At 41.4% G+C, this 24,881-nt stretch carries 20 protein-coding genes; all 20 read left to right on the top strand.

Annotated elements, in window-relative coordinates; genetic code table 11:
* Positions 1 to 24: 24 nt before the first annotated feature.
* The 20 genes from F752_RS24485 (at position 25) to F752_RS0117230 (ending at position 24,595) form a co-directional block, all read left to right on the top strand.
* On the top strand, positions 25 to 714 hold the full coding sequence (locus F752_RS24485) for a S1C family serine protease (RefSeq protein WP_017733015.1): 690 nt from the start codon (positions 25 to 27) through the stop codon (positions 712 to 714).
* A gap of 200 nt (positions 715 to 914) precedes the next feature.
* The gene (locus tag F752_RS0117325) at positions 915 to 1,565 is read left to right on the top strand and encodes a thermonuclease family protein (RefSeq protein WP_017733014.1); all 651 of its coding nucleotides are present in this window, start codon (positions 915 to 917) and stop codon (positions 1,563 to 1,565) included.
* Positions 1,566 to 1,830: 265 nt separating this feature from the next.
* Complete coding sequence (locus tag F752_RS0117320) at positions 1,831 to 2,601, top strand: hypothetical protein (protein WP_017733013.1); 771 nt, start codon at positions 1,831 to 1,833, stop codon at positions 2,599 to 2,601.
* Between the two features lie 36 nt (positions 2,602 to 2,637).
* Positions 2,638 to 3,186, top strand: coding sequence for a hypothetical protein (locus tag F752_RS0117315; RefSeq protein WP_152425187.1), 549 nt, complete (start codon positions 2,638 to 2,640; stop codon positions 3,184 to 3,186).
* 17 nt (positions 3,187 to 3,203) lie between these two features.
* Positions 3,204 to 3,467 (top strand): hypothetical protein, encoded by a 264-nt coding sequence (locus tag F752_RS0117310; RefSeq protein ID WP_017733011.1) that lies wholly within the window; start codon positions 3,204 to 3,206, stop codon positions 3,465 to 3,467.
* A gap of 7 nt (positions 3,468 to 3,474) precedes the next feature.
* The gene (locus F752_RS0117305) at positions 3,475 to 3,996 is read left to right on the top strand and encodes a hypothetical protein (RefSeq protein ID WP_017733010.1); all 522 of its coding nucleotides are present in this window, start codon (positions 3,475 to 3,477) and stop codon (positions 3,994 to 3,996) included.
* 27 nt (positions 3,997 to 4,023) lie between these two features.
* Positions 4,024 to 5,754, top strand: a complete 1,731-nt coding sequence (locus F752_RS0117300; protein WP_017733009.1) for a hypothetical protein — start codon at positions 4,024 to 4,026, stop codon at positions 5,752 to 5,754.
* The gene (locus F752_RS0117295) at positions 5,717 to 6,247 is read left to right on the top strand and encodes a hypothetical protein (protein WP_017733008.1); all 531 of its coding nucleotides are present in this window, start codon (positions 5,717 to 5,719) and stop codon (positions 6,245 to 6,247) included. The genes F752_RS0117300 and F752_RS0117295 overlap by 38 nt, the downstream gene beginning before the upstream one ends.
* 242 nt (positions 6,248 to 6,489) lie before the next feature.
* The gene (locus F752_RS0117290) at positions 6,490 to 7,203 is read left to right on the top strand and encodes a hypothetical protein (RefSeq protein WP_152425186.1); all 714 of its coding nucleotides are present in this window, start codon (positions 6,490 to 6,492) and stop codon (positions 7,201 to 7,203) included.
* A 39-nt stretch (positions 7,204 to 7,242) separates the two neighbouring features.
* The gene (locus tag F752_RS25510; protein WP_017733006.1) at positions 7,243 to 8,493 is read left to right on the top strand and encodes a PDDEXK-like family protein; all 1,251 of its coding nucleotides are present in this window, start codon (positions 7,243 to 7,245) and stop codon (positions 8,491 to 8,493) included.
* A 12-nt stretch (positions 8,494 to 8,505) separates the two neighbouring features.
* Positions 8,506 to 9,096, top strand: a complete 591-nt coding sequence (locus tag F752_RS0117280) for a hypothetical protein (protein WP_017733005.1) — start codon at positions 8,506 to 8,508, stop codon at positions 9,094 to 9,096.
* Between the two features lie 96 nt (positions 9,097 to 9,192).
* The gene (locus F752_RS0117275; RefSeq protein ID WP_017733004.1) at positions 9,193 to 10,059 is read left to right on the top strand and encodes a phospholipase D-like domain-containing protein; all 867 of its coding nucleotides are present in this window, start codon (positions 9,193 to 9,195) and stop codon (positions 10,057 to 10,059) included.
* 310 nt (positions 10,060 to 10,369) lie between these two features.
* Positions 10,370 to 11,857: a type I restriction-modification system subunit M gene (locus F752_RS0117270; protein ID WP_017733003.1), complete on the top strand. Its 1,488-nt coding sequence runs from the start codon at positions 10,370 to 10,372 to the stop codon at positions 11,855 to 11,857.
* Positions 11,854 to 12,975 carry a restriction endonuclease subunit S gene (locus tag F752_RS25860; protein ID WP_017733002.1) on the top strand — a complete coding sequence of 374 codons (1,122 nt, stop codon included), beginning with the start codon at positions 11,854 to 11,856 and terminating at the stop codon, positions 12,973 to 12,975. The genes F752_RS0117270 and F752_RS25860 overlap by 4 nt, the downstream gene beginning before the upstream one ends.
* Positions 12,972 to 13,886 carry an agmatine deiminase family protein gene (locus F752_RS0117255; RefSeq protein ID WP_017733001.1) on the top strand — a complete coding sequence of 305 codons (915 nt, stop codon included), beginning with the start codon at positions 12,972 to 12,974 and terminating at the stop codon, positions 13,884 to 13,886. Before F752_RS25860 ends, F752_RS0117255 begins: the two co-directional genes overlap by 4 nt.
* A 34-nt stretch (positions 13,887 to 13,920) precedes the next feature.
* Positions 13,921 to 16,296, top strand: a complete 2,376-nt coding sequence (locus F752_RS26915) for an AAA family ATPase (RefSeq protein ID WP_017733000.1) — start codon at positions 13,921 to 13,923, stop codon at positions 16,294 to 16,296.
* The gene (locus F752_RS0117245; RefSeq protein WP_017732999.1) at positions 16,293 to 17,660 is read left to right on the top strand and encodes an McrC family protein; all 1,368 of its coding nucleotides are present in this window, start codon (positions 16,293 to 16,295) and stop codon (positions 17,658 to 17,660) included. Before F752_RS26915 ends, F752_RS0117245 begins: the two co-directional genes overlap by 4 nt.
* Before the next feature lie 37 nt (positions 17,661 to 17,697).
* The gene (locus F752_RS24465; RefSeq protein WP_017732998.1) at positions 17,698 to 17,913 is read left to right on the top strand and encodes a GIY-YIG nuclease family protein; all 216 of its coding nucleotides are present in this window, start codon (positions 17,698 to 17,700) and stop codon (positions 17,911 to 17,913) included.
* Positions 17,914 to 17,922: 9 nt separating this feature from the next.
* A complete protein-coding gene (locus tag F752_RS0117235) occupies positions 17,923 to 21,366 on the top strand; it encodes a type I restriction endonuclease subunit R (RefSeq protein WP_017732997.1) in 3,444 nt (1,147 codons plus the stop codon).
* Positions 21,367 to 21,631: 265 nt separating this feature from the next.
* Positions 21,632 to 24,595, top strand: a complete 2,964-nt coding sequence (locus F752_RS0117230) for an NACHT domain-containing protein (protein WP_017732996.1) — start codon at positions 21,632 to 21,634, stop codon at positions 24,593 to 24,595.
* Positions 24,596 to 24,881: the final 286 nt, after the last annotated feature.

Below are 24,881 nucleotides of genomic sequence, written 5' to 3'. Positions count from 1 at the left end.
GAATCCATACGCCGGGGCACTGCAATGAATGATCACCTGAAACCCACTAATCATAGAGAAAAAAAACAAACCTCCCGTAATATAGAGCCTATAGAAGAAGAAAATGCCTCAAAGCATGCCAATTCTCCTACAATGATTGAAAGTGCAGGTAAAGTCCAACTAAGTAAGTTGTACGAAGCCAATAGGAGGGGAGTGTTCTTAGTCTTTTCAACTAATGATGGGAATAGTGGCTCCCAGGGAACTGGTTTTTTCATTTCAGGAAACGGCATAGCGATTAGCAATCAGCATGTTTTTGATGGCTATAGTCAACACTTTGTAAAATTGCATAATGGCTCTGTGTTCAGGGTTACGGAGATACTCCAGCAAAGCCATCGGTCAGAATTGGATTATGTTATTTTTAAAGTCGATACAGAAGGGCAAAAAGTATTCCCCTTAAAAGTAGCTTCTTATATTCCGACCGTTGGTGAAGATGTTTTTGCCATAGGAAATCCTAAAGGTTTGGAACATACTCTTTCAAAAGGAATCATTTCTGCTTACCGGGAGCAAAAGAGTTTATTACAAACCACTGCCGAAATAACGAATGGAAGCAGTGGAGGCCCTTTATTTAATATGAATGGTGAGGTAGTAGGGATTACAACTTCTGGTATCGGTGAAGCGAACCTGAATTTTGTAGTTAATATCCAGCGTCTTGGGTTGGAAGAGTATATTTATTAGGAGGAGAGCACTACTTATGTAGCAGCGTCTTTTTCTGTTCGCCTGGAGGAAAAAGCCTTTACAAGGACAGGTTCTTCATTATTATTAATGATATGATAGGAGGGAAAAGTAATACAGAGGGCTATAAGTAGTTAGAAGGGGTTATTTTAACATTCTTTACACTCCTTACTTATCCTATTTACCAGCTAAATCAATAAAGCATGAAACCCCTTTTCACTTTTCTGCTTATTCTGTTTTATCATTCTGTTTGGGCTCAGGAATATTCAGGAAGAGTAGTAGCTATATCTGACGGAGATACTTTTACATTTCTTGCGTCTGGAAACCGGCAGATTAAAGTTCGATTGGCAGAAGTTGATACTCCTGAGAGGAGCCAGCCATATGGGAAAAGAGCAAAAGAGGCTTTATCCAGTTTGATTTTCGGGCAGGAGATAAGAGTGCAAAAGGCTGATGTTGACCGTTACGGCAGACTTGTTGGGCATGTTTATTTTGGGAAGGTTCATGTTAATCGGAAGATGGTCCAGGATGGAATGGCATGGGTTTACAGGCAATACATGCAGGATAAAAGGCTTCTTTTGGATGAACAACAAGCAAGGGAATCTGGGCTTGGGTTATGGAGCCTCCCCATTTCTGAGCAGGTGCCGCCTTGGGAATGGCGGCGAGGTGTAAAATCAAAAGCCAAGGCACCTGTAGTGGTGCAGGCTAAGGTTCCAAAAGACTTTACCTGTGAAGGCAAAACAACATGTGGTGAAATGGTAAGTTGTGAGGAGGCTATGTTTTATTTCGAGAATTGTGGTTTAACACGCCTGGACAGAGATAAAGATGGAATACCCTGTGAGAGTATATGTAACTAACAGTAAAAGAAAATGAATCTTGGGGATTAGCATTAATCGCTAAGGTCAACAACGGGTATCACAAAAACTTATAAGATAGAATGTTTTATGGGGTCAGATGGAGCTTTTTATTAATGAATATAGATAAACGGGTATTGGCTGCCATTCTGTAGTTGAGATGGAAGGTTTGGTAAAAAGGTAAAAGGAAGGTTGAAGAAAATAGATCAGTAAAATAAAGTGATTGCTTAAACAGACTTTTGCTTTTGTAAATAACGCTTAGGTTCACATGAAGAAATTATTACTCCTAACCATTCTAATGGTTCTGAAAGTATCTTTTGCTTTCGCTCAGGAATCCACATCTCTACCGTCGTGGCGTACTAAGCAAATCTCTGAACTGGTAAGTTTGATAAGAAACAATCAAGTCCAACAATTGGCTGATCTTATTGAATACCCTCTGAGAAGAGAAAACCCTATTCCGGATATAAAATCTAAGGAAAACTTTATTTTGCACTACCCGACTTTATTTGACACTGACTTTAAAATTGAGCTAATCACGACTGTTTTTAATACTGACAATACTATTGATAGATCAAATGGGTTTGGGTTACTAAATGGAGAAGTGTGGCTGAACGAAGACGGGAAAATTATTGCGATTAATCATCATTCAGCTTCAGAACTTCAGTTAAAAGAACACCTAACTAAAGAAAGCAGAGGATTAATACATCCCAGTATAAACCAGTGGAAAGAAAACATCTTAGTTTGTAAAACGGGTAAGTTTCTAATAAGAATAGATAGGCTGGAGAATAACAGTTTAAGGTATGTTGCATGGAGTATTAATAAAGGAATAAGTGAAAAACCCGATTTAGTTTTATTTAATGGAAAGAGGATATTTCATGGAACTTCAGGAGGAGTATCCTATTCCTTTACCAATTCAGAATGGAATTACCAGTTAGATAAAAGTATTCTAGCAGAAAGAATAGAGAACACGGGATTATTCCTTAGAATATTTAAAGGTAATGATGAGGTTGCAAGTTACAGTTGTAAAGAAATAAAGTAAGACCAATAGAATCCTGCAATGCTACTGTTAAAACTCATGAAGAGTAAGAATTTAAATATTAGGAAGATTCAAAGAGGATCCTCAGTTATCCTTTGTTTGATGTTTTTTTTCATTGTTGTTCAAAACCCCATTCTTGCTCAAGATTCTGAACAGAAAACAAACCAAGAAGAAACTATTGGGACTATTTTGTGCCACAATTCCTCATCTAATAGTGAACCGGAAAGGGTAAATGATTATGTAAGAATTGTTTACGAAATAATAGAGACATCGGAAATGTTTTTGAGGAAAACTGGTGGGCATAAAATAATGCAGAGAATAGAAAGCAATGGTGGCTACTACTATGACCTTATTTTATGGTCTTGCCCATACGATAAAAAGGAAAATAGTTCATCCTCAATGAAATACAGATTTGATTTGCATGAAGTTTATAAAGACAGGTATCCTAAAGTAGCCAGTTTTACTTTTGATTTGGAAGGCCAAGATCTCTTTATAAGTGAATGGAATTATGAATTGGCAAAGGAGGGACTTATTTCCATACCTTTCAATAGGAAGTTACTCTCGAAGTTTAACCAAATTGGAAAATAGCCCCTCTCTTATCAGATATGATCTTCAGACTTAAAACTAAAGAGTTGTTTACCAATGATGGCAGGCTGATAAAGAAACTGTATTGTCCTTTGGAAGCTGAGTGGGATGGGATGGAGAAAAATGAAAACCCTACCTCCCGAACTTGTGAGTCTTGTAATAAAAAGGTTTTTGATACTGACCTGATTTCTGAAGAAGTCTTATTTAAAATGGTCAAGGAAGATGAAAGCCTGTGTGTAAAGGTAGACATGGATTCAGAAAACATAATTTTCGACTTCAACTAATGAACGAATGATAGACGCTATAATCCAGAAAAGAAATGAAAACAAGTTGCGGGTGATAAAAACAGCCAAAACTGAAGAGGAAATAAATGAGGCTGCCCGAAATGGCTTTTTTCCTCTGGTAAAGAAAGTAGTTCCTTCAGAGGAAATCAGGCACCAGCTATCTATCGTTCAATGCCGCAAAACCGGAGAAATCAGGATCATTACTGACCGTAGAACAAGGGTAGGAGAAGTATATGGAGAGGATTGGGAAAGAGTAGTGCCTTTTTATTCTTACTATCCGGTTTCCTTTCCCAACCCTTATGCAGCTTACCTCATTCCACCTGATATTATAAAAAATGAAAAAGTTTTCGTAGAGGAGATCATTGAAGATATTACCTCCGCCAGGTGGCAATTTAATACCTTTCGACTCAAAAGTGGCGAAGCTGTTTGGGATGGAGTAGATCTCAGGATAATAGAAGGTCAGGGTTTTGAACAGGAGGGGAGAGTTGTTGGAAATCGAAGAATAGGAAAAAGTAAAATAGTTGGGTAAAAGTCTTTACTCCTTTTTAGCAGTATTATGAAGAATTTCTACTATGGAATACTGTTCATCTTCCTGCTTTCTATAGGTACGGAAGGTTTTTCACAGGGACCATCCTTTCTATGGAAGCTGGAACCATTAAATGTGGAGGAAAGGAAAAATAAAGAACTTTTTAAAAACCTGAGCAGGACAGGCTTTCAGCTTGATCAAAAAGCATTTGCCGAAGGAGAGCTAATTCTTAAATTCAGTTACCTGCCTGCCTTAGGGAAAGGGTTGAGGAGAAGAAGAGACAAAATTGAGCTTTCTTTGGCGGAGGGGAACTCTTTTCTGGTGGAGAGGGATGAAATCAGAAGCCAGTTGTTTTATCAGTTTCAGGAAAAGGAAAAAGGTAATACTAACAAAAGAAATTTTAGAAGAGCATTAAAGAGGAAAAGGAGGGTAAGTGGTGCAAGAGACGCTCCCTACACTATAAATTTTGGAAAATTGGAGAATCTAAATCCTCCTTTCCATTTCACTTTTTATAGAAAGGATGAGGCATTTGCGAGGCTTGTATTTGATACTACTGCTGTTGCTGTAACTGATGAACTTCCATATATAGAATATTCTGATTGCTTTCCATTTGACAGGAATAGTTATTTTAAAGATTACTTTAGCAGAATTTACTCTGGCCTGACCCCCTATCCATACAGGCCAAGGGAGGGGGTTAAAAAAATCAGAACGTTTAATCTTTATTTTGAAAAGAATAAAGCAGAGTTTCAGCAGGAAGACCTGGAAAAGGTCATTCAGTTTTTAAATGACACCCTATATGTGATAAAGAAAGCCGAGGTAGGAGCATGGGCATCTGTTGAAGGAAGCTTTTTAAACAACAAAGAGCTCCAGGAAGAAAGAGCAGAAATCCTTATTCAGGCACTTGAAACCTACTATGGTGATTCTATACCATATACTGTTTCAACAAAAGAGAACTGGCCATTATTTTATGAGCAACTCCAGGAAAAAGGGATAGACAGCACTGCTTTATCGAAAGAAGAATGGAAGGCGCTATTCCTGAGCAAGGAAGAACAGGAAAACTGGGAACCTTTACTGGCTCGCCAGCGAAAGGCGGAATTAAAGCTTTTTGTTGTGGTAAAGCTCAGTGCGGAACAAAAGCATCAATTGGCGAAAATCAAATTTCGGAAATTGGCTTATGATTATTTAAGTGACTTCCATAAAAAAAGAAGACCTTCTATCTTAAAAACTTTGCTTGGAATTCGCCGCTACCTTGAGGAGGAAGTGAGGAAAGGGCACCTGGATGTTCAGGAATTGTGCGAGTTAGAACCTCCTGAAGGAGTTTATGAATATCATTTAATTCATTTTTATGAGCAGGCAAAAAGGTTTGATAATGAAATGGACCTCTACTGCGATTTTGAAGAATCAGCTATTAAATCCTTTCACCTGGTTAAAAGAAAATATTTGAGCGACCTGGCCAATATTAAAGTGTATGGTGATTTGCTGAGTATACAGTCTTACATTTATCAAAAAATAATAGAAAAGAAGTTTTCTGTTTCAGCTGCCTGTGAAGTTTATTTTCCTGAAAATGCTGGTTTCCACCACCTTTACCTGAACTTCTTAAATTTCACCAATACCTTAAAAGATGACCCTTCCTTCAACTATGAATGTGAACGGGAAGAGGAGTTCGACTGGAAAGCCATAGACGCTGATTCTCGCTATTACTACCTGTTAAAGCAGTTGGTTTTTGGAAGGTCACAAATTAGGTGGGGTACAACGGTCTGATTGGTTTATTGAGTTCGACCTGTACGAATTCCTTTGGTTTAACATCTATCACTGGGATCCAGACAAGAGCAAATTCTTTGATAAAGAAATAGGTGTACAGGAAATGGCGGCGCAAACCAAAAGGCTGCTCAAATCGCTTGATCGGTTATGCCCGCACCAGGCATATGGACTTTCAATTGACTTTTATGCGAAGGTGGTGCGAGAAGCCAATAAACAACAGCAGGAGACAGAATACCTGAGAGAAGCGCTTTCTTTTATAGAAGACTTTTTTCTAAAGCATGTGGCAGAACTGGAAGGAGAGCAGGCAGAGGAAATTGTTGGGTACATATTAGAATCCAACTCATACAGTTTAAGCAATGAAAGAGGAAAGTTTGCTCTGGATTTGTTGGAAAGAGTGGAAAAAAGAAAAGGGCTGGGTCCTGATCAGTTGGATCTCTATTTTTCAATTGCAGCTAAATTAGGAGTAAGTCCTAAAATAGAAAGAGGAATGTAAGGGTAAGAGTGAAAGGAAAAGCCTCTTATACTGCCAACGAACGATTCTTTTAATTGATTCTTTCAGAAATGGGTGAACCAATTCAATATAGGATTCGAAATTGCTTCCGGTGGTATACATTTGGTTGTGACCGTTAATTAACGTTAATCTTAACGGTTCAACTGAGGATATCAGGCAGAAAAGCTCCATGTATAGCTTTCGATACAGCAGAGAGAAACTATATAAATGTTTATTGAAAGTTTATGAAAACAATTCGATCTAAAGGGAAATATAGAATTCTTGATGAGATACCACGCGCTAATGGACAGATGGTGGCTAAAGATTTCTTAGAATCTCTTATAAAAAGCTTTATTGATCATTCCTGCCACTATATGAATCTGGTGGGCGAAACACCCTTTGCATTCCGGGAGCGGCAACTGAACTCTGTTTTTGCCCCTGCCATTTCCAAAGTTGCAAATGCTTTTCTAATGGAACTTCCTACCAACCGGCAAAATACAAAGCAGGGCTATAATAATTACGGATGGATTGATTATTGGGCTTTCTACAGGAACGTTGACTTTTATCTTGAGTTAAAGCATAGCTACATCTCTTACCGTGGCCGATCTGTAACAGATAAAACCTCCCATAGATGGGGAAAGGCAAATGAGCAAACGAAAGATTGTGCCGCAAACCTCCAGGTATCCTATGATTCCAGAGGCTATATGGCACTACCTATTCAGGTTATTCCTATCTATGAAGCAAGGCAAGTGCCTGAAGATGCTGAAGGAATTGAAAATGAAGAGTCTCTTATTGAGCTGCATGATTTAATCCATAGGAGCTTGAATCCTAAACCAAATTGGTCCTGCTTATGGATACCTCATAGAGACCTTAGCAATATGGCATTTCACGAATATGAGGATCGAAACGAATTTTACCCAGGAGTGATTATTGTTTCCCGTGTTGCAGAAATGAAATAAAGGATTTGAGGTAAACCAGAGGATATTAGTAAAGGAATTATGATAACAGACAAAGAGCTTCGGCAGCTTCTAAAAACCACGGGAAGAATACTCCAGCACAAAAGAGAAAAGGAAAAGTGGAAGGGAGAACGCTTTAATGTCTTTTCCATTCTGAAAATGGAAAGCAGGGAAAATGAAACCCATTCCGCCTTTCTGACCGAACTCCTCAACCCAAAAGGGAGCCACGGTCTTGGGGCTGTCTTTCTGAAGATTTTTCTGGAAATTGTCGAAAGGGAAACGGAGCAGAAAACATGGAAGCTGGACTTACGGACGGCTTCCGTAACTACTGAAAAACACATCGGCTTTAAGGATAATAAGGCAAAAACCGGAGGTAGGATAGATATTTATATCCGGGACGGGAGGGGAAATATCATCTCGGTGGAAAATAAGATCTACGCAGCAGATCAGCCGGCCCAGCTGGAGCGCTACTGCAACCATCAACAGGAAAGAAATAAAGTGTACTACCTGACCTTAAAGGGCATCGAACCCTCCCTGAAGAGTTGTGGTAATTTGATTGCGGGAGAGGACTATTTCCTTCTTTCCTATAAGGAGCACATTACCGAATGGCTGGAGGGCTGTATCAAAGAGGCCGCTGAACATCCTGTAGTGCGGGAAAGCCTACGCCAATATCTTGTATTGATCCGAAAACTCACCTATACCATGGACAGAACATCAGAGAATGAATTATTGGATGCCATGCTCCACCACTATGTGGAAGCTTCTTTTATCCAGGCCAATTTTGTAAAGGCAGGCCAGAAAGCAGCAGAACAGTTCCGGCAGGAGGTGTTTGCCCTACTGAAGGAAAAGTTCAGCCAATCCTATCAGGTAAAGGAAGCCAGACCAGCCTCTGAGAAATGGTCCAGCCTGCACCTCCGGCCGCAGGGTCAGGAAAGTGCTCAATTGTATTTCGGAATAGAGAGCTTCAGTGGGCAGGGGCACTTCGGAGGACAGCTCTTTATTGGGATTAAGAATCCTCATGCAAAAGATAAAGAGTTTGCGGGGTTAAAGGAAAACAAGGCGGTTCTTGGAGACTGGTGGATCAATGTGTTTAAATATAGCCATTTTGAAGGTTTCCCGGCTAATATGAGCAGTGCGAAAACCATCCAGCAACTGCATCGGGATTCAGACTTTCGGAGGCGATTTGCAGAGCACATTGTAACGGAGACGGAGGATTACCTGGATCAGTATAAAGTTCCGCTGGTGCGATACCTGGAAGGACAAAAAACAGTAGTAACTCTGGAGGATAAATAAAGCCATACATTAATGGATAGTAAGCAAATCGAAGTTTACACCGGATTAGGTATTCAGACCGTTACTCTGTTGTTACAATCCTACTCTTCCTTTAAGCGAAATAATGTTGACGAGTTCTTTAAGATGCTATTAGAGGAACAAAAAGATTTGTCGCAAATTGGGCGAAATAAAGGTTTGGAAAAACAATTCTACTGGATTATCGAACAAGTGGCATCAGAATCTCATAGTGAAAAGATAGTAAGATGGAAGAACCTGCTGGTTAAGTTGGCGACCAATTTCACTTACCAGGATTACATGGAGAATTACCTGAAGATTCTGGAAGGGCTGACGGCATTTGATTTAACGGTTTTTACTCATATTTATGGGAATAAAAAATCAAATGCAACTTCTATACATGAAGTATGTAGCTTCTTTGAGGAGCGAGAGGTGCCTAAGGAGGTTGTAAAATTGAGTGTTAAGAAATTGGCATCAAATAACCTTCTAAATGAAATGGCTTCAGGCCGAAGTGATGCTATGCGTGGTATAGGAAATCTACCAATGCCTTTCTTTTATTCCAAGAATGAATTAGGCGAACAATTTTTAGATATTATTTCTAAATCGTGAAGGGAGAAGAGAGGATAATTTGGTTGTCTTTGGCTTGTTAGGGTAAGTAACAAAGAGCGAATTAATTAATGGCATTACCTATTGCTAAGAGAATAAATGAAAATACTGCAACCCCACAAGATTAGCACAGAAATACTGGACCTAATCTATGAAGCTAAACAATATCTTATTATCGTTTCTCCATATGTGAATTTTCAACACTGGGCAAGAATTGCTAATGAACTTGAAAATGCTAGGAAGCGTGGTATAAGAATAGATTTTTTCGTTAGAAATGAGCCAGAAAATGTAAAAAGCTGGGAGGAGGTTGAAAGTCTCGGGATAAACGCAAGACTAATTAATAACCTGCATGCGAAGTTTTATTTTAATGAAACAAATGGTGTCATTTCTTCCATGAATCTTTTGTCAAGTTCAAACAGTAATTCTATCGAAATTGGTTGTAAGTTGGATAGTCAGGAAGAGCTGGAGGAGCTAAAAAGGTTTGTGAGAGATTTCATCATTCCCAACGAGGTAAAAGAAAAGCCTGATGCAGATGATTTGTATTTAAGCAAAGAAAAGTTTGCGGTTGCTCTGGAGAATTATATCGCCAATGATGCCAATGGGCAGGCTCGTGTTTATTTCAAAAATGGTTGTTTCAATATCAATGCTTGTTCAAACCAATTCACCCTTGCGATTGATAAAGTTGAGAATAAGGTTTACCTATCAGGAATAATTTCTCAGGATGAAGCAGTATTCTTCTCTTCAGCGTCTTCCGAATTTTTCAAATCAGGCTATTTAGAATATGAATTGTTAAATGGGAGCGGTGGCTACCATAATATGATTGGTGCATGGACTAAAAACCGCCTTTCAAATGCCTTTCTGGATAAGCTACGGGTAAATGAAAAGAAAATGCTTATTCCTGAAATATCAGGCTTTATCAAAGATGTCCGGGCTTTTAAAGATGCCTGCTATGCTGCCAGGAAGTAAGAAAGGCTGGCCGAATAATGCATAATAATTTTTTTGTTGCAGCCAATCTACCATATGAATAGAACGGGCGTTAATTAACGTTAATCTTAACGATTCAATTCAGGTTAAAAATCTGTTATTTTTCAAGAGGGAGGTGGATATGTCATGGTCAAATTTTGACACTCTTTATAGCTTAACACCATCCATCAATTCTCTTTTCCCTTCTTGCTTCCCAACTCAAAAAGCCTTAGTTTAACCATCTAAAAAAGCTGTTTACAGGCTTTCAATAGGATAATTCCGCTATTAGGGGCGGTAACTACATAATCCACAGATGATAACAGGCGAATTAAAATCCCAGGTCGATAAAATATGGAATGCCTTCTGGACAGGCGGAATCAGTAATCCTTTAACAGTAATTGAGCAATTTACTTACCTGCTTTTTATGCGACGCCTCGATGAGCGGCAGATGCTGGAAGAGAAGAAAGCGAACCTGGTGGGCATTCCGATGCAGCACCCTTTCTTTACTGCCGAACAGGCAGCCCTGCGCTGGAGCCACTTCAAGCAGAAGGACCCGGAGGTGATGTTTGACCTTTTCACCAAAGGCATTGAAGTCAACAGCGGCGAGCGGCTTACGGCCTTCGACCATATGAAAAGCTTAGGTGCGAATGCCGGTGTTTTTGCACAGTATATGAAAGGAGCGACCTTTATGATCCCGACGCCCCGCCTGCTCGACCAGGTGGTGCAGATGATCGATAAAATCCAGATGGAGGACCGCGATACCAAGGGCGATCTCTACGAATACCTGCTCTCCAAAATTGCCTCTGCCGGCACGAATGGACAGTTCCGTACCCCCCGCCACATCATTAAAATGATGGTGGACATGGTGGAGCCGAAGATCAACGATACCATCTGCGACCCCAGCTGCGGGACGGCCGGCTTCCTTGTAGCGGCAGGGGAATATGTGCACGAAAAGCAGGCCGACTGGTTCCACGATAAAAGCTTCCGCGAGCATTACAATTCTGCCATGTTTACCGGCGTGGAGTTCGACAGCACCATGCTGCGTATTGCCGCTATGAACCTGCAGCTACATGGCATCGACAGCCCTACGCTTAAAGGAAAAGATGCACTCAGCGAAAGTAATGCGGAGGAGCGGGAAAAATACTCGCTAATTCTGGCCAATCCTCCTTTTAAAGGGAGCCTCGACTATGACAGCGTGGAAAGCTCCCTGCTGAAAACCGTCAAGACCAAAAAGACCGAGCTCCTCTTCCTCGGCCTCATGCTCCGCATGCTCAAAACCGGCGGCCGCTGTGCGGTAATTGTGCCGGATGGGGTGCTCTTCGGCAGCAGTACTGCCCATAAGCAAATCCGGCAGGAGATCATTGAAAAGCATAAGCTGGATGCGGTAATTAAAATGCCTTCGGGCGTATTTAAGCCCTATGCAGGAGTAAGTACTGCCATCCTGTTCTTCACGAAAACCGGCAGCGGCGGAACAGATAATGTTTGGTTCTACGATATGCAGGCCGATGGCTTCAGCCTGGATGATAAGCGCAGCCCGGTACCCGAAAACGATATACCTGACATCCTGCAGCGCTTTCACCAGATGGAGGGCGAGGCAAACCGCAAGCGGACAGACAAGAGTTTCCTGGTGCCCTTCAAAGAAATTAAAGCCAATGACTGGGACCTGAGCATCAACCGCTACAAAAAGGTGGTGTACGAGGAAGTGGAATATGCCGCCCCTGCGGATATTATTGCAGCAATTAAACAGCTGGATGCCGAGAGGAAAGAAGCATTAAAAGCCTTGGAGGAGCTATTAGGATGAGATGGAAGAAATCAACTTGGGAGGAAGTTCTCACTATTAAGAATGGTAAAAACCAAAAAGCCGTTGCTGACCCTAATGGGCCTTTCCCTATCTATGGGAGTGGAGGAATCATGGGATACGCGAATGATTATTTGTGTGAGGCAGGAACTACAATCATTGGTCGCAAAGGCTCCATTAACAATCCCATTTACGTTAAAACGAAATTCTGGAATGTAGATACTGCATTTGGATTATGCGCAAAGACCAACTTAGACTCTAAGTATCTTTATTATTTTTGTTTGACCTATAACTTTCTAAAGCACAATAAGGCAACCACATTACCAAGCTTAACGAAAGCAGACCTACTTAAAATTGAAATCCCCCTCCCGCCCCTGGAGGAGCAAAAGAAAATAGCGGCTATACTGGATGCGGCCGATGCCCTGCGCCAGAAAGACAAAGCCCTTATCACCAAATACGAGGAGCTTATCCAATCCCTCTTTCTGAACATGTTTGGCGACCCCGTAACAAATCCAAAGGGCTGGGAAAGAAAGGAACTCAGCAGAATCTTAAGCTTCCTAACCAGTGGCTCACGGGGATGGTCAAAGTACTACTCGGATAATGGAGATATATTCTTAAGGATTCAGAACGTAGGATATAACCAGCTAAGGTTAGATGATTTGACATTTGTAGAAGCTCCAGAAAGTGCTGAATCCAAAAGAACAAAAGTAGAAGCAGGTGATGTGGTTTTATCTATAACCGCTGACCTTGGTAGAACTGCTGTCATCCCGCCTACCTTCCCAAAAGCTCACATTAATCAACATTTGGCTATATTAAGGCTAAATGACGAGGTAAATCCCTATTATGTTAGCGCTTATATTGCCACAAGCGGAGGCCAAACCCTATTTCAAATATTGAATAAAGGTGGAGTAAAAGCAGGCTTAAATTTCGATGATATCAGGTCTTATGAAATTATGTTGCCACCTTTTGAGCTGCAAAATTTATACTATCGAAGACTCAATATTATTGAAGAACAAAAAAAGCAGGCAGAGGAAAGCCTTCAGAAATCCGAAGAACTATTTAACAGCCTCCTTCAACGAGCTTTCAAAGGTGAACTAACCCAAACCTTGGAGCCGGCATGAATCAATCCATCTACATTGCCAGTGCCTTATCCAGCGATAAAAGCAGCCAGGGAAAAACCTACGGTCAGCAGGTGTATCAGCAACTAAAGGAGAAGCTGAACGGGCAGCTGCGGGAAATCCAGCACCACAAAAAGAATCCCTGGTGCCGCGATTACCTGCCGGTAAGGAATGCCGCCGGCCAACTGGTACAGTTCAAATACGCTCCCGGTTATATGACGGACACTAAAAAGTGGCGCGAACGGATACCAGATGCTAAAGCCCTGCACAAAGAACTCGGTTTAACTGAAGACCAGGTAACCTACTCTGATATCATTTTAGATGGCGGCAATGTAGAACTGCATGGCAGCAAAGCCATTGTTTCCGACCGTGTATTCAGAGATAACCGGCAGAACCATGATTACAAAAACGAGTTAGATTTGCTAAAGGCTCTAAAGGATACCTTAGCCGTAGACCAGCTCATCATCGTACCGCAATACCCCTTCGACTTCACCGGCCATGTCGATGGTCTGGTGCGTTTTATCGATGCCGGCAGGGTACTTATTAATGACCTGCAGCCCGAGCTGGAGCAGGCGCACAAGCTCATCAGGGAAAAGAAGAACTCTGCCAAAGGCAGGCAAATAGAAGCATGGTACTTTGCTTTCCTGATGGCCCTGCGGAATGCCGGTCTGCAATGGGATACTCTTCCATATACCGCTACAGAAAACAGCAGCGATAAAGATGCGGCAGGCATTTACCTGAACTTCCTCCAGCTGCAAGACCGCATCCTTATGCCGGCATTTGGTCAGAAAGAAGATAATGTAGCCGCCGAGAAGTTAAAGGAGCTGTACAAAAAAGATATAGTAAGAATTGAAGCCAGTGAGCTGGCAGCGGAGGGCGGCATAATTAATTGTATTAGCTGGACGAGAAATTAAAACGGTTTTATCAGCAGCTTAGATAAAGATAGAAATGAAGTACTGGGCTTTTCATTGTAATCCAAATGCATGGGATATTCTTTCAGAGTTAAGAGACCATGATACAGGGGCATGGACTGTAAACAAGCAACACAAGAACGAGATTCAGGCGGGCGATAGATTTGTCCTGTGGGTTTCAGGAAGGGAGGCACGGGTTTGTGCTTTTGGAGAAGTAATGGAAGCTCCCATATTGATGAAGGAGAATGAGGACCGAGTTCGATTGTATGCTAAAGGTTCATCAAATTTTGGAGGGGATTCATTAAGAGTGCCCTTATCTTACTCTGATAAACTAATTGATTCCCCACTAATCAAGAACATTATTTTAAATTCTTACTGGCTGGAAGAAAATTCATTACAATATTCATTCTTTGACAATCCCCAGGGCGTTATCTCAAGAGAGCTATCTTTAGATACTTTTAAACGGCTACTTACTTTAAGTGATCACCGGCAGACAATAAATGACTTCAGGAATTTCCTGCATAATAAGCTTGCGCAGTCAAAAACTGCTGAAGAATACCTAAAGTGGATGCCGAAGATCGAGAAGTGGCTGGTTGAAAAAGGCATATGTGATTCTGATATATGTATCTGGAATAGCAAAGACATAAGTGAAATCAACCTAAGGTTGGAAAATAAATATAAAGGTGAATGGGAAAAGCTGAACAGAAAAGATAATAATCGATATAGTGCACCATGGAATAAATGGATTGAATTTAATAACTTTTTAGAAAAAAAGTACTGGCTTTATGCTCCTGGGGATGGAGCAGGGAAATGGGATGAATTCTACGAGCAAGGGATTATGGGTTTGGGATGGGACTATCTCGGTGATTTAAACCAGTACCATAGCAAAGATGAAATCACCAAAAAGCTCCAGGAGCTAGAGAAAACAGATGGAGCCAAAACAAATGATACTGCTGCAAATTATAATTTCAAAAACACTATTGCCAAAGGTGATATTATCATTGTTAAGAAAGGCACAAGCGAGTTACTTGGCTACGGGGAAGTTACGTCCGACTATTATTACGACGAGAGCAGGGAAACTTTCCAAAAGTGTCGAAAAGTTAGCTGGTTAAAGAAAGGAAACTGGAAGGCTGGCCATAAGCTGGTATTGAAAACGCTAACGGATATCACGAAGTATCCATCTGAGGTGACGGAACATGAAAAGTACTACGAATGGCTTATGGAAATCATGAATGATGACAAGTCTACCCTCACCATAGACTACCCACTCAATACTATTTTTTATGGTCCTCCCGGCACCGGCAAAACCTACCACACCCTCCTGAGAGCAGCAGAGATTGTCGAAGGCCGGGAAATAAGCGACTACTCAGAAGCCCAAAGGATTTTTAATGAAAATCTTGGCGATAAAATTGAATTCATCACCTTCCATCAAAACTACAGCTACGAGGACTTTATACAAGGCCTGCGGCCAGATACAGAAAATGGGCAGGGGCTCTCTTTTGAGCGAAAGGATGGCGTGTTCAAACGCATCGCCGATAAGGCCTTGCTGAATATGGTGGAGGCTGAACAACCAGAAAAAGCAAAGAGAGATTTTAATACCGTTTTCCAGGAATTTATCAGTCCATTAAATGAGGGTGAAGTGGCTGAAATGCCTATAAAAATGAAAAAGGCCCAGTTCTTCATCACAGGAATAACAAATAAATCTATAGAATTCCGAAAGCAGCAGGGGGAATCAGTCCATACTTTAAGCATTGCCACTCTCCAAAAGATGTATGAGCGAGGCGAAAATGAAATTATTATTAGTGGCCTGCAACCTTATTACGAGCCGCTCCTGCAAATCCTTCTGCGAAATGGTAAACAAAATGTAAAACGGAGTGGCAGGCAAAACTATGTTATCATCATTGATGAAATTAACAGGGCTAATATCTCCAGGGTGTTTGGTGAGTTAATCACCCTGATTGAGCCGGATAAGCGCTCCCATGGTACCATACCCTTGAAGTGCAGTCTCCCTTCAGGGGAGGAATTTATAGTGCCCTCCAATCTTTACATTATTGGCACCATGAACACTGCCGACAAATCGATTGCACTCCTGGACATCGCCTTACGCAGAAGATTTGATTTTGAAGCCATGTATCCGCTCTATGAAATTGAAGGGCATGAAATAGCGGATGCCGATATCTTGAAAAGCATCAATGAAAAGATCATTAGCTTAAAAGGGCATGACTTCCAGATAGGCCACGCCTATTTTATGGATAAGAAGCAGGGCCTGGCGGAGCGAATGAACCGTAAGGTAATTCCGCTGCTGCTGGAATACTTTATGAATGATGAAAAAGAAGTGAAGGGGATTTTAAAATCGGCAGGCCTGGCCCTGGCGGAAAATGTGTGGCCCCTTAAAATTAGCGGAAGAGCTTGATCAACCTATTTGAATATCAGAATAAAGAACCTATTCCTGGCTGGTCCGCCCAGCTGGAAGAATTCCTTGATACCGTCTGGAATAGTAGGGAGAAATCGGGATATTATTTTGAGCAGGAAGATCGGCAGGTGGAGGTACAGCAGTTTCTTCAGTTTCTTCATAAAAGTGGGGAAGTCAAATCGAGCAAATACGTAGGGGTTATCCACTTTGAGGGGCATAAAATTAACCTCCTGCCAAAGATATTTTACCATGCGGAGAAGGAATACACGGAGCAGGATGTAAATGCCATTCAGAACCACGTTCTCTGGTGGCTGAGCTATTGCCGTAAAATAAAGTTTCCCAATTATCAAACCTCACTGGGGAGCATAAAAAGTGACTTTTTTGAAGTCTTAATCTATCTTTTTGCTAAATATACCCGCCAGCTTTTATCCAATGCCATTTACCAGCAGTATGAAGAAGTAAACCGGGAATTATCTTTCATTAAAGGGAGGGTGAACATCAACGAATACATCAATGAAAACCTCTCCAGAGGCAGGTGGCATAAGCTGAACTGTACCTACGATGCTTTTATATTCGATAATAAGTTTAACCGGATTATCAAGTATGTAACTACCCTCTTGTTCAATGCCACCACCAGCCTGGAGAATAAAAAGTACCTGAGAGAAATACTCTTTATTTTCGATGAGGTAAGCGATATACGGGCCACCCCAGAGGAGAGTGAAAGTATACAGTTTAACCCTATGTTCTCAGACTTTGAAACCGTCAGGGATTACTGTACGCTTTTTCTGAGGAGCTGTGTTTCCTTCAATTATAAAAATGATCTGCAGCTTTTTGCCTTCCTTCTTCCGATGGAATATGTGTTTGAAGACTTCCTGTTTGGCTTTATTGACAAAGAGCTGGAAGAGGTAAAGGCCACTGCACAATCCTCTTCCATTCACCTTGACCAGGAAGAGAACTTTTCTCTAAAGCCAGACCTGCTTCTTGAATTGGCAAGCAAAAGGGTTATTGCAGATGCCAAATACAAAATGGTGTACACGGATGAAAAGGATCCGAAGAAAGGTATTTCACAGCCGGACTTGTACCAAATGCTGGCGTATGCGGTAAGGTATAAGGTACAGGAGGTATTCCTGTTTTATCCGGAATCCATCACGAATGAACAAGCCCAGGAAGGGAAAATGACGATTAAAGACGAGTTTGCAGAAAATGTTGAGGTGGAGATAAAAGCCTATCAGTTACCTATCTTAAATAGGGAACTGTTTGCCAACGGGCAGAATGAGGAAAGGGAATTAGCTGCAATCTTTGAAGCTACGAGGAAGGGGCTTGCAAACAGGTTAAAAGAAATATTAGGTTTCAAGAAAGATTGAAGAAAACAATGGGGTCATCAGCGGAGCATCAAAGACCATGGAAAAACAAGGTTTTGTCTATTTCATGAGCAACAAAAACCGCACGACGCTTTACATTGGCGTCACCAGCGATTTAGAGGTGCGGGTGCTACAGCATAAAGCCGGTTTATCGAAGTTCACAAAAAGGTATAATCTGTTTGATTTATTATATTTTGAGCGTATCATGGGGATGGAAAATGCCATTGCCAGGGAAGAGCCAGCTCCTCTGAATTAACAAAGATAAATGAGCAACTTTAGCTTCTTACACAGCGAATGGAACAGCCTCTACCAAAAGGTAAAGAGGGCAGAAGAGCGGGTGCGAACCGAGCCTGTCTCCACGGCCCGCTATTGCCGGCAGGCAATGGAAGAAACTGTCTACCGCATCTATGAGCTGGAATACCTGGAGCTGCCTTACAATACCGATTTAGCTAACCTTACCTATACCCCTGACTTTAAAAACCTCGTCCCCTTTCAGCTCAGGAAAGGGCTTGATATCGTCAGGAAAACAGGTAATAATGCCAGCCACTATGGCCAGAGAGTGAGCGCTGCCGATGCCCTTACCAGTATCCGCTATCTCTTCGACTTTTTAAAGTGGTTTGCCTTAAAATACAGCGAAGCAGAACCCGAACTGCCGGGCCACTTCGACGACATTTTTATTCCAAAAGCAGGGGAGCAGGAGCGGAAGCTTAAGGAAATACAGGCCGAGAGTGAGCGGGTGCAAAAGGAGCTGGAGGCGCAGGTAGCAGCACTGGCACGGGAAAAGGAAGAACTGAGCCGCCTGGCCAGCGAAAACCAGGAGCAGTTTGAGGCACTGAAAAGGCAGCAGGAGCAGGAAAAGCAGCAACTGCAGCAACAGAAACAGGAGCGGGCACGATCGCTCAGTCGTGAATTTACAGAAGCGGAAACCCGTCGTAATTTAATAGATATTGACCTGCAGGAAGCAGGCTGGTTTAAGCTGGCCGAAGGGCGGGAGCTGGAATACCCGGTAAAGCATATGCCAGTAACAACCGATAACCCCAAAGGAAATGGTTTTGCCGATTATGTGCTGTGGGATGACAATGGCCTGCCGCTGGCCGTGATTGAAGCAAAGCGGGCCACCGCCGACATTGAGGAGGGAAGGCATCAGGCATGGCTCTATGCCAATGTCCTGGAGCAGATGCATAGTCAGCGCCCCGTCATTTTCTATACCAATGGCTATGATATTAAGCTGTGGGACGATACCTTTTACAGCGCTCCCCGGCAGGTCCACGGCTACTATACCAAAGAGGAGCTTCGCTGGATGATCCAGAGCCGCCAGACTCGCAAAGATATCCGCCAGGCACAGGTGAATACCCATATTGCCGGCAGGCCCTACCAGATAGAAGCTATTCAGCGGGTATGTGAATCCTTTGCCGTAACAGAGCAGGGGAGTGGAAAGCTAAGGGGGCATCACCGGCAGGCACTGCTCGTAATGGCCACCGGCAGTGGCAAAACCCGTACCGCCGCCGCCCTGGTGGAAGTGCTGTTCAAGAATAACTGGGCTAAACGCATCCTCTTTCTGGCCGACCGAAATGCTTTGGTGACCCAGGCGAAGCGCAGCTTTGGTGAATACCTGCCTGAGCTGTCTTCCATCGACCTCACCAAAGAAAAGGAAAACGACACTACCCGGCTGGTGTTCAGCACCTATCCGAGCATGATGAACCGGATCGACAGTGCCCGCTCCTCCTTTGAACGCTTTTATGGAGTAGGCCACTTCGACCTCATTATTGTAGACGAAGCACACCGCTCGGTCTACAACCGTTTCGGTGCCATTTTCGAATATTTCGATGGCCTGATTGTCGGCCTTACCGCTACGCCAAAAGATAGCATCGACCATAATACCTTTAACCTCTTCGGCTGCAGCGATGGCGACCCTACCTTTTCCTTTGAGCTGGAAGATGCCGTCGCTGGCGGTTACCTTAATCCCTACCAGAACGTAGCCGTTACCACTAAATTCCTGCAGGAAGGGATCCGCTACCACGAACTGTCCGAAGCCGAAAAGGAGAAATACGAAGAAACCTTTGGAGACAAGAGCACCGGCCTTTTCCCGGAGGAAATCAGTAATGCCGCCTTCAACAAATGGCTCTTCAATAAAGACACCGTCTTTAAGGTGCTGGATGCCCTCATGAAGGAAGGGTTGAAGATTGAAGGAGGCGATAAAATTGGCCGAACCATTATTTTCGCTGTCAACCAGCTGCACGCTAAATTCATTGTCGAGTGCTTCGAAGAGCGCTTCCCGCATTACAGCACCGGCTTTATGGCCATGATCCACAATAAGGTCTCCCATGCCCAAAGCCTGATCGACCAGTTCTGCGATGAGCACAAGGAAAACCTGCCGCAGATTGCCGTTTCGGTCGACATGATGGATACCGGCATTGATGCCCCGCGTGTGCTGAACCTGGTGTTCTTTAAGCCCGTACGTTCCTACGCCAAATTCTGGCAGATGATTGGTCGCGGCACCCGCCTTTGTCCGGATGTGTACGGGCCGGAGCAACCCAAAACGCACTTCCTGATCTTCGATGTATGCGGTAATTTCGAATTCTTCGAGGTCAACCAGAGAGGGAAGGAGAGTGGACAGCAAAAGCCCGTCAGTCAACAGTTATTTGAAGCCCGCCTGCAGCTCAGCCGCCTGCTGGCCGAAACAGGAGAGGAAGAAAACCTTGCCCTCTCGCATGAGCTGCTCGACAAGCTACATGCAGCCATTGCCGATCTGGAAAACGACAGGTTTGAGGTAGGCATGAAGCAGCGCTATGTCGATGAATTCCAGGTGCGCTCCCGCTGGAACCATCTGGATGCCGAGTCGGTCCATCTCATCGAAGAACATTTAGCCCACCTTCCGCTGCCGGAAGCGATCAACGAAACTGCCCGCCGTTTTGACCTGATGATGGTCAAAATGCAGCTGGCCCGCCTGCTGATGTTATCCGCCGAAAAGCGATACCAGGAGAACCTGATTGAAATAGCGGAGCAGCTAAGTGGCAAGTATACCATTCCGCAGGTGCTAAAGGCAAAGCCCCTCATTGAAGATATGCGCAACCCCGACTTCTACAAAGCGCTGACGCAGAAAAAAATGGAAGAAGTGCGGGAAGAAGTCCGGGAGCTGGTGCAATACCTGGAGAGCAGCGGCAGAGCCCCCATCTATTCCGACCTGCAGGATTCCGACTTCATTGTGGAAGAAGGAAAGGAAGCCACCCCATACGGCAGCGAGATGTATAAAAAGCGTGTAGAGCGCTTCATCCGCGAAAACCAGCACCACCTCACCATCCGCAAACTTAACACCAATCAGCCCATCACCGAAGAGGAGCTGGAAGAGCTGCAGCGCCTCCTGTTCGATGGAGAAGAGCGGGGCCAGCTGGAAGATTTTCGCGAAACTTATGGGTCGCAGCCCCTGGGTAAATTTATCCGCAGCATTGTAGGATTAGATATCCACACCGCAAATCAGCTCTTTGCCGACTTCATCCAGTCCGGTAAGCTCTCCGCCGACCAGATCACTTTCGTCAACAACATCATCAGCCACCTCACCAAAAACGGCACCATCGACAAAAGCCTCCTCTTCGAGCCCCCCTTCACCGACATCCACGACCAGGGCATATTAGGCGTATTCGATGATACGTTGGCAACGAAAGTGATCAGTATTATTGATGAGATTAATGGCAATGCAGAGGTGGGGTGAGTGCAGGGTTATCAATTTGAATATCTAACTTTACACACTTTTAATATTATTAAAATAATTAAAAATGAATGGGTAACCTTCTTCTAATTCATGTATTAGTTTTTGGTTTAATCATTTTTGTTTCCTATTAACTTTAAAGAAAAATTGAGTTTTTGGTAATAAGGACTTTTTGGTATCCTTCCAGTAATGGTCTGAAGTGTGAAGAAAGTTGTGCTGAAAATTCAAAATTAAACCAATCAACAGGAAAAATCATATACTGTAAAACATGGGGACCGACAAAATAGCTTTAGTAGAGAAAATCAATTCTCAAGAGGATTTATCTAAAATATTAATAAATGTTTTAGAGCAATCTAAAATTGGAACTGATAGGATTTCCGGTAATTTAATTGAAGGAAATGTTGATACTCCTCTAGGAGCACAAACTTTGCTTTTTTTGTGTATTCCAGATCATTTATCGAAGAATTATGAGAATTTAAAGGCAATAGAAGAGCTACTACAAAAGAGATTAAAGCATAAGCAATACAATGGCCTCTATTTAGTTTCCTCAAAAAACATTACCAATGGATTTCAAGAAAAATTGAATAGGAGCTTTGAAAATATAAGTATCCAATATTGGGGTAGAGAAGTTCTTGCAGAAAAGATAGATAATTTCTTTCCTGAATATTGGAGGCACAGTGACCAAGATCTCATTGCATATGAAAAGCTTTTTGAAGGTGAAGCTAATGATGACTGGTCTATCAAGAAGGTAAAACAGTTTAAAGCAGCGCACGAAAAGCTTTTAAATATTTTTATTGAACCTAGGCTGTCACATAAAGTTAAAGACTTTGAGGCCTCTAAAAAGACTCATATAAGGATACCTCTTGAAAAATTAAAAGATTTAAAGAGCCCAGTAATTCTTAAGGGGGAACCAGGAATTGGAAAAACGAGATTACTTAAGCAAATAGGGTTATCTTTTATCCAATCAAATACATCAGCCTTAGGAAAGAAATATCTGCCGGTTTACATAAATAACATAGATCTAATTGAAAGTAGGGAAAACATAGAGCAACCTGTAAATATTTTAAAAGTACTAGAACAAAAGCTAGTCAATAATTTCAGTGGTAAATCAATTTCAACACTGGCGCTTGAGTATGAATTTGTTTTTTTAATTGATTCAATTGATGACTTTAATAAGAAAAACCAATCCAAAATTATTTCTGACATTAAACAATTAGGAAATGGAAACAAAAAGATTTTTCTAGCGACAAGGTACACTGAGTATACATCAATAAATGGAATAGAATCAATAGGGAAATGTGAAGAGGTCACTGTGGAGAGATTCAATGATCAGCAGATTCGAGGATTTGTTTCAATGTATTTTAAGAACAATGTAAATAAGGCAGACAATTTATTAGAATCCTTAAAAGAAAATAACATAATCCAACGTCTACCTATAACTCCACTAAACTTATCTCTTATTTCAATACTTTATGAGGAAAATAATTTTGAAATTCCTGCTACCATTACAGATATTTATGACAATTTTAATAATCTCTTGTTAGGGAGGAGCCTACCTGACACATATTTAGAATTTTTTGACATTAATTTTCGCGAGCGGATTCTGTCGGTTTATGCATTAGAGCTATTAAGAAGAGGCGAAAGAAATTATATGACAACAGAAGAATTTCAATCCTTCTTTGTTAGTTTTTTCCAGGGTATAAAGGGAACAATTAATTTAGACCAACTACCCGAAGCATTAACTTTTATAATAGAGAACACTGGAATGCTATCTCTGCAGGAAGGTAAGTATGTGAAGTTTATGCATGAATCTTATATGGAATATTACGCATCAAGGGAAATATTCATCCATCAAAGAGAACTAGAAGATGATTTAGTAAGTAATTTTTTAGAAACTAGTTGGCAATATACTTCCATTTTCTACGCTGGCCGAAGCAAGCAGATGGAAGGTTTCTTGTTAAAGATTATTGAAAGAACAAATCAATCCTCTAAAGCTGGAGAATTTTTCAAGAGTATCCATGGATTAGGTTACTTACTCCAGGCCTTATACATGACTGATGATAAAATACGGAAGGATGCTGTTCTTAATTCCTTAAAGTTTTCTCTTGAGCTTTATGAGTGGATGAAAAAATCATCTTCAGATGAGAAATATTTTTTTAAAAATCTCAACCTACCTTTGGCAATTATGATTAATACTATGTTTTTTATGGATAATCATAATTCTATAACTTTAAAAGCACCTTTACAACTAGCCTTCGATGAATTATTGCCAAAACTTACCGAGCCTGGGGAAATGTCAAAGGCAAGCTTTAATTATAATGTAGCTTTTAAACTTTTTACAATTGCTCTTACTCTTTCTAGTCCTAGAATTGGAATAACATCTAGGCTCACTGAACTGGTGGAAAATACAAATATTCTTAATGACCCTTTATTTGAAAGGCTTTTAGATATAGGAGTTTCTATTTCTGGAAGTAAGGAGCTTTATGAATTGAAAGAAGGGCTTAAACTACCCAATAAGCATTTACCAAATAAATCAAAGCATGTAGGCTTTAACAAAAATGCGAAGGAGCTGTATCTGAGTTCTCCAGTAGGAAGGTTGCGCTTTTCAGTTTATGATCGAATCTTTACTGACCGAGAATATCTTTTAATTACGGAAGGTAAAACAGATGTTCAAATAATAGAACATGCATTTATGGTTCTTACCGATTCAGTTCCCTATTGGGAGATAAACCCTATACATGAAGAACAAGGCGGAGCCGGGGAGTTAGCTAAATGTATTTCTAATTTAGGACCTACAGCCAAGGATAAAAAAGTAATTGGTTTGTTTGATAATGATGAAGCTGGTATAAAAGAGTTTAAAGGTAGTCTTCAAAATTCCAAATTTGAATACTTGCCTGGAAATGAGAGAATCAAGAAGCATAAAGAATTGAATGTTTATGGAATGAAATTACCTATTCCACCTGTAAGAGAAAATTATTTTCAAAAAGAACAGAAGTTCAGCTTTTTTTCCATTGAGCATTATTTTGATGATGAATTACTAAAAGAGAGCGGGATGCTAGAGGCAACCCCAATAAATGGCATATTTAAAATATCTGATAAAAAGTCGAAGAAAGCAGAGTTTTCTAAACAAATAAGGAATATTGAAGACAAAGAAAAGTTTAAAAACTTTATTTATTTATTTCAAGAAATTGATAAAATCTTTGGTGTTGAAGAAATAGAATACAACCTATAGTTTTATTGCTTGATGTAAATTTTCCTTAAAAAAGATTATTATAGTTAAACTTAAAGGGAAAAGATGAGCAATGAAAAGGAAACAAAAATTTCAGGTTAATCCTTTATAAGAAATTCGGAGAATAAAATAGATGAAATATTTTGTGCGAGTTTTGTGCGAGTTCGAAATATTTAACCTACATTCAAAACAGTCAAAGCATTAAAAAAAGCCTCTCTACATTACGTAAAGAGGCTTTTTTTTGGAGTGGGCCCAACTGGGCTCGAACCAGTGACCCTCTGATTATGAG

Source organism: Nafulsella turpanensis ZLM-10 (assembly GCF_000346615.1).
GTDB lineage: Bacteria > Bacteroidota > Bacteroidia > Cytophagales > Cyclobacteriaceae > Nafulsella > Nafulsella turpanensis.
This window is presented reverse-complemented; position numbering and strand designations above follow the sequence as displayed.

Coding starts and splice junctions, on each gene's coding strand:
- F752_RS24485 (WP_017733015.1), top strand. CDS start 25: ATGAATGATCACCTGAAACCCACTAATCATAGAGAAAAAAAACAAACC.
- F752_RS0117325 (WP_017733014.1), top strand. CDS start 915: ATGAAACCCCTTTTCACTTTTCTGCTTATTCTGTTTTATCATTCTGTT.
- F752_RS0117320 (WP_017733013.1), top strand. CDS start 1,831: ATGAAGAAATTATTACTCCTAACCATTCTAATGGTTCTGAAAGTATCT.
- F752_RS0117315 (WP_152425187.1), top strand. CDS start 2,638: ATGAAGAGTAAGAATTTAAATATTAGGAAGATTCAAAGAGGATCCTCA.
- F752_RS0117310 (WP_017733011.1), top strand. CDS start 3,204: ATGATCTTCAGACTTAAAACTAAAGAGTTGTTTACCAATGATGGCAGG.
- F752_RS0117305 (WP_017733010.1), top strand. CDS start 3,475: ATGATAGACGCTATAATCCAGAAAAGAAATGAAAACAAGTTGCGGGTG.
- F752_RS0117300 (WP_017733009.1), top strand. CDS start 4,024: ATGAAGAATTTCTACTATGGAATACTGTTCATCTTCCTGCTTTCTATA.
- F752_RS0117290 (WP_152425186.1), top strand. CDS start 6,490: ATGAAAACAATTCGATCTAAAGGGAAATATAGAATTCTTGATGAGATA.
- F752_RS25510 (WP_017733006.1), top strand. CDS start 7,243: ATGATAACAGACAAAGAGCTTCGGCAGCTTCTAAAAACCACGGGAAGA.
- F752_RS0117280 (WP_017733005.1), top strand. CDS start 8,506: ATGGATAGTAAGCAAATCGAAGTTTACACCGGATTAGGTATTCAGACC.
- F752_RS0117275 (WP_017733004.1), top strand. CDS start 9,193: ATGAAAATACTGCAACCCCACAAGATTAGCACAGAAATACTGGACCTA.
- F752_RS0117270 (WP_017733003.1), top strand. CDS start 10,370: ATGATAACAGGCGAATTAAAATCCCAGGTCGATAAAATATGGAATGCC.
- F752_RS25860 (WP_017733002.1), top strand. CDS start 11,854: ATGAGATGGAAGAAATCAACTTGGGAGGAAGTTCTCACTATTAAGAAT.
- F752_RS0117255 (WP_017733001.1), top strand. CDS start 12,972: ATGAATCAATCCATCTACATTGCCAGTGCCTTATCCAGCGATAAAAGC.
- F752_RS26915 (WP_017733000.1), top strand. CDS start 13,921: ATGAAGTACTGGGCTTTTCATTGTAATCCAAATGCATGGGATATTCTT.
- F752_RS24465 (WP_017732998.1), top strand. CDS start 17,698: ATGGAAAAACAAGGTTTTGTCTATTTCATGAGCAACAAAAACCGCACG.
- F752_RS0117235 (WP_017732997.1), top strand. CDS start 17,923: ATGAGCAACTTTAGCTTCTTACACAGCGAATGGAACAGCCTCTACCAA.
- F752_RS0117230 (WP_017732996.1), top strand. CDS start 21,632: ATGGGGACCGACAAAATAGCTTTAGTAGAGAAAATCAATTCTCAAGAG.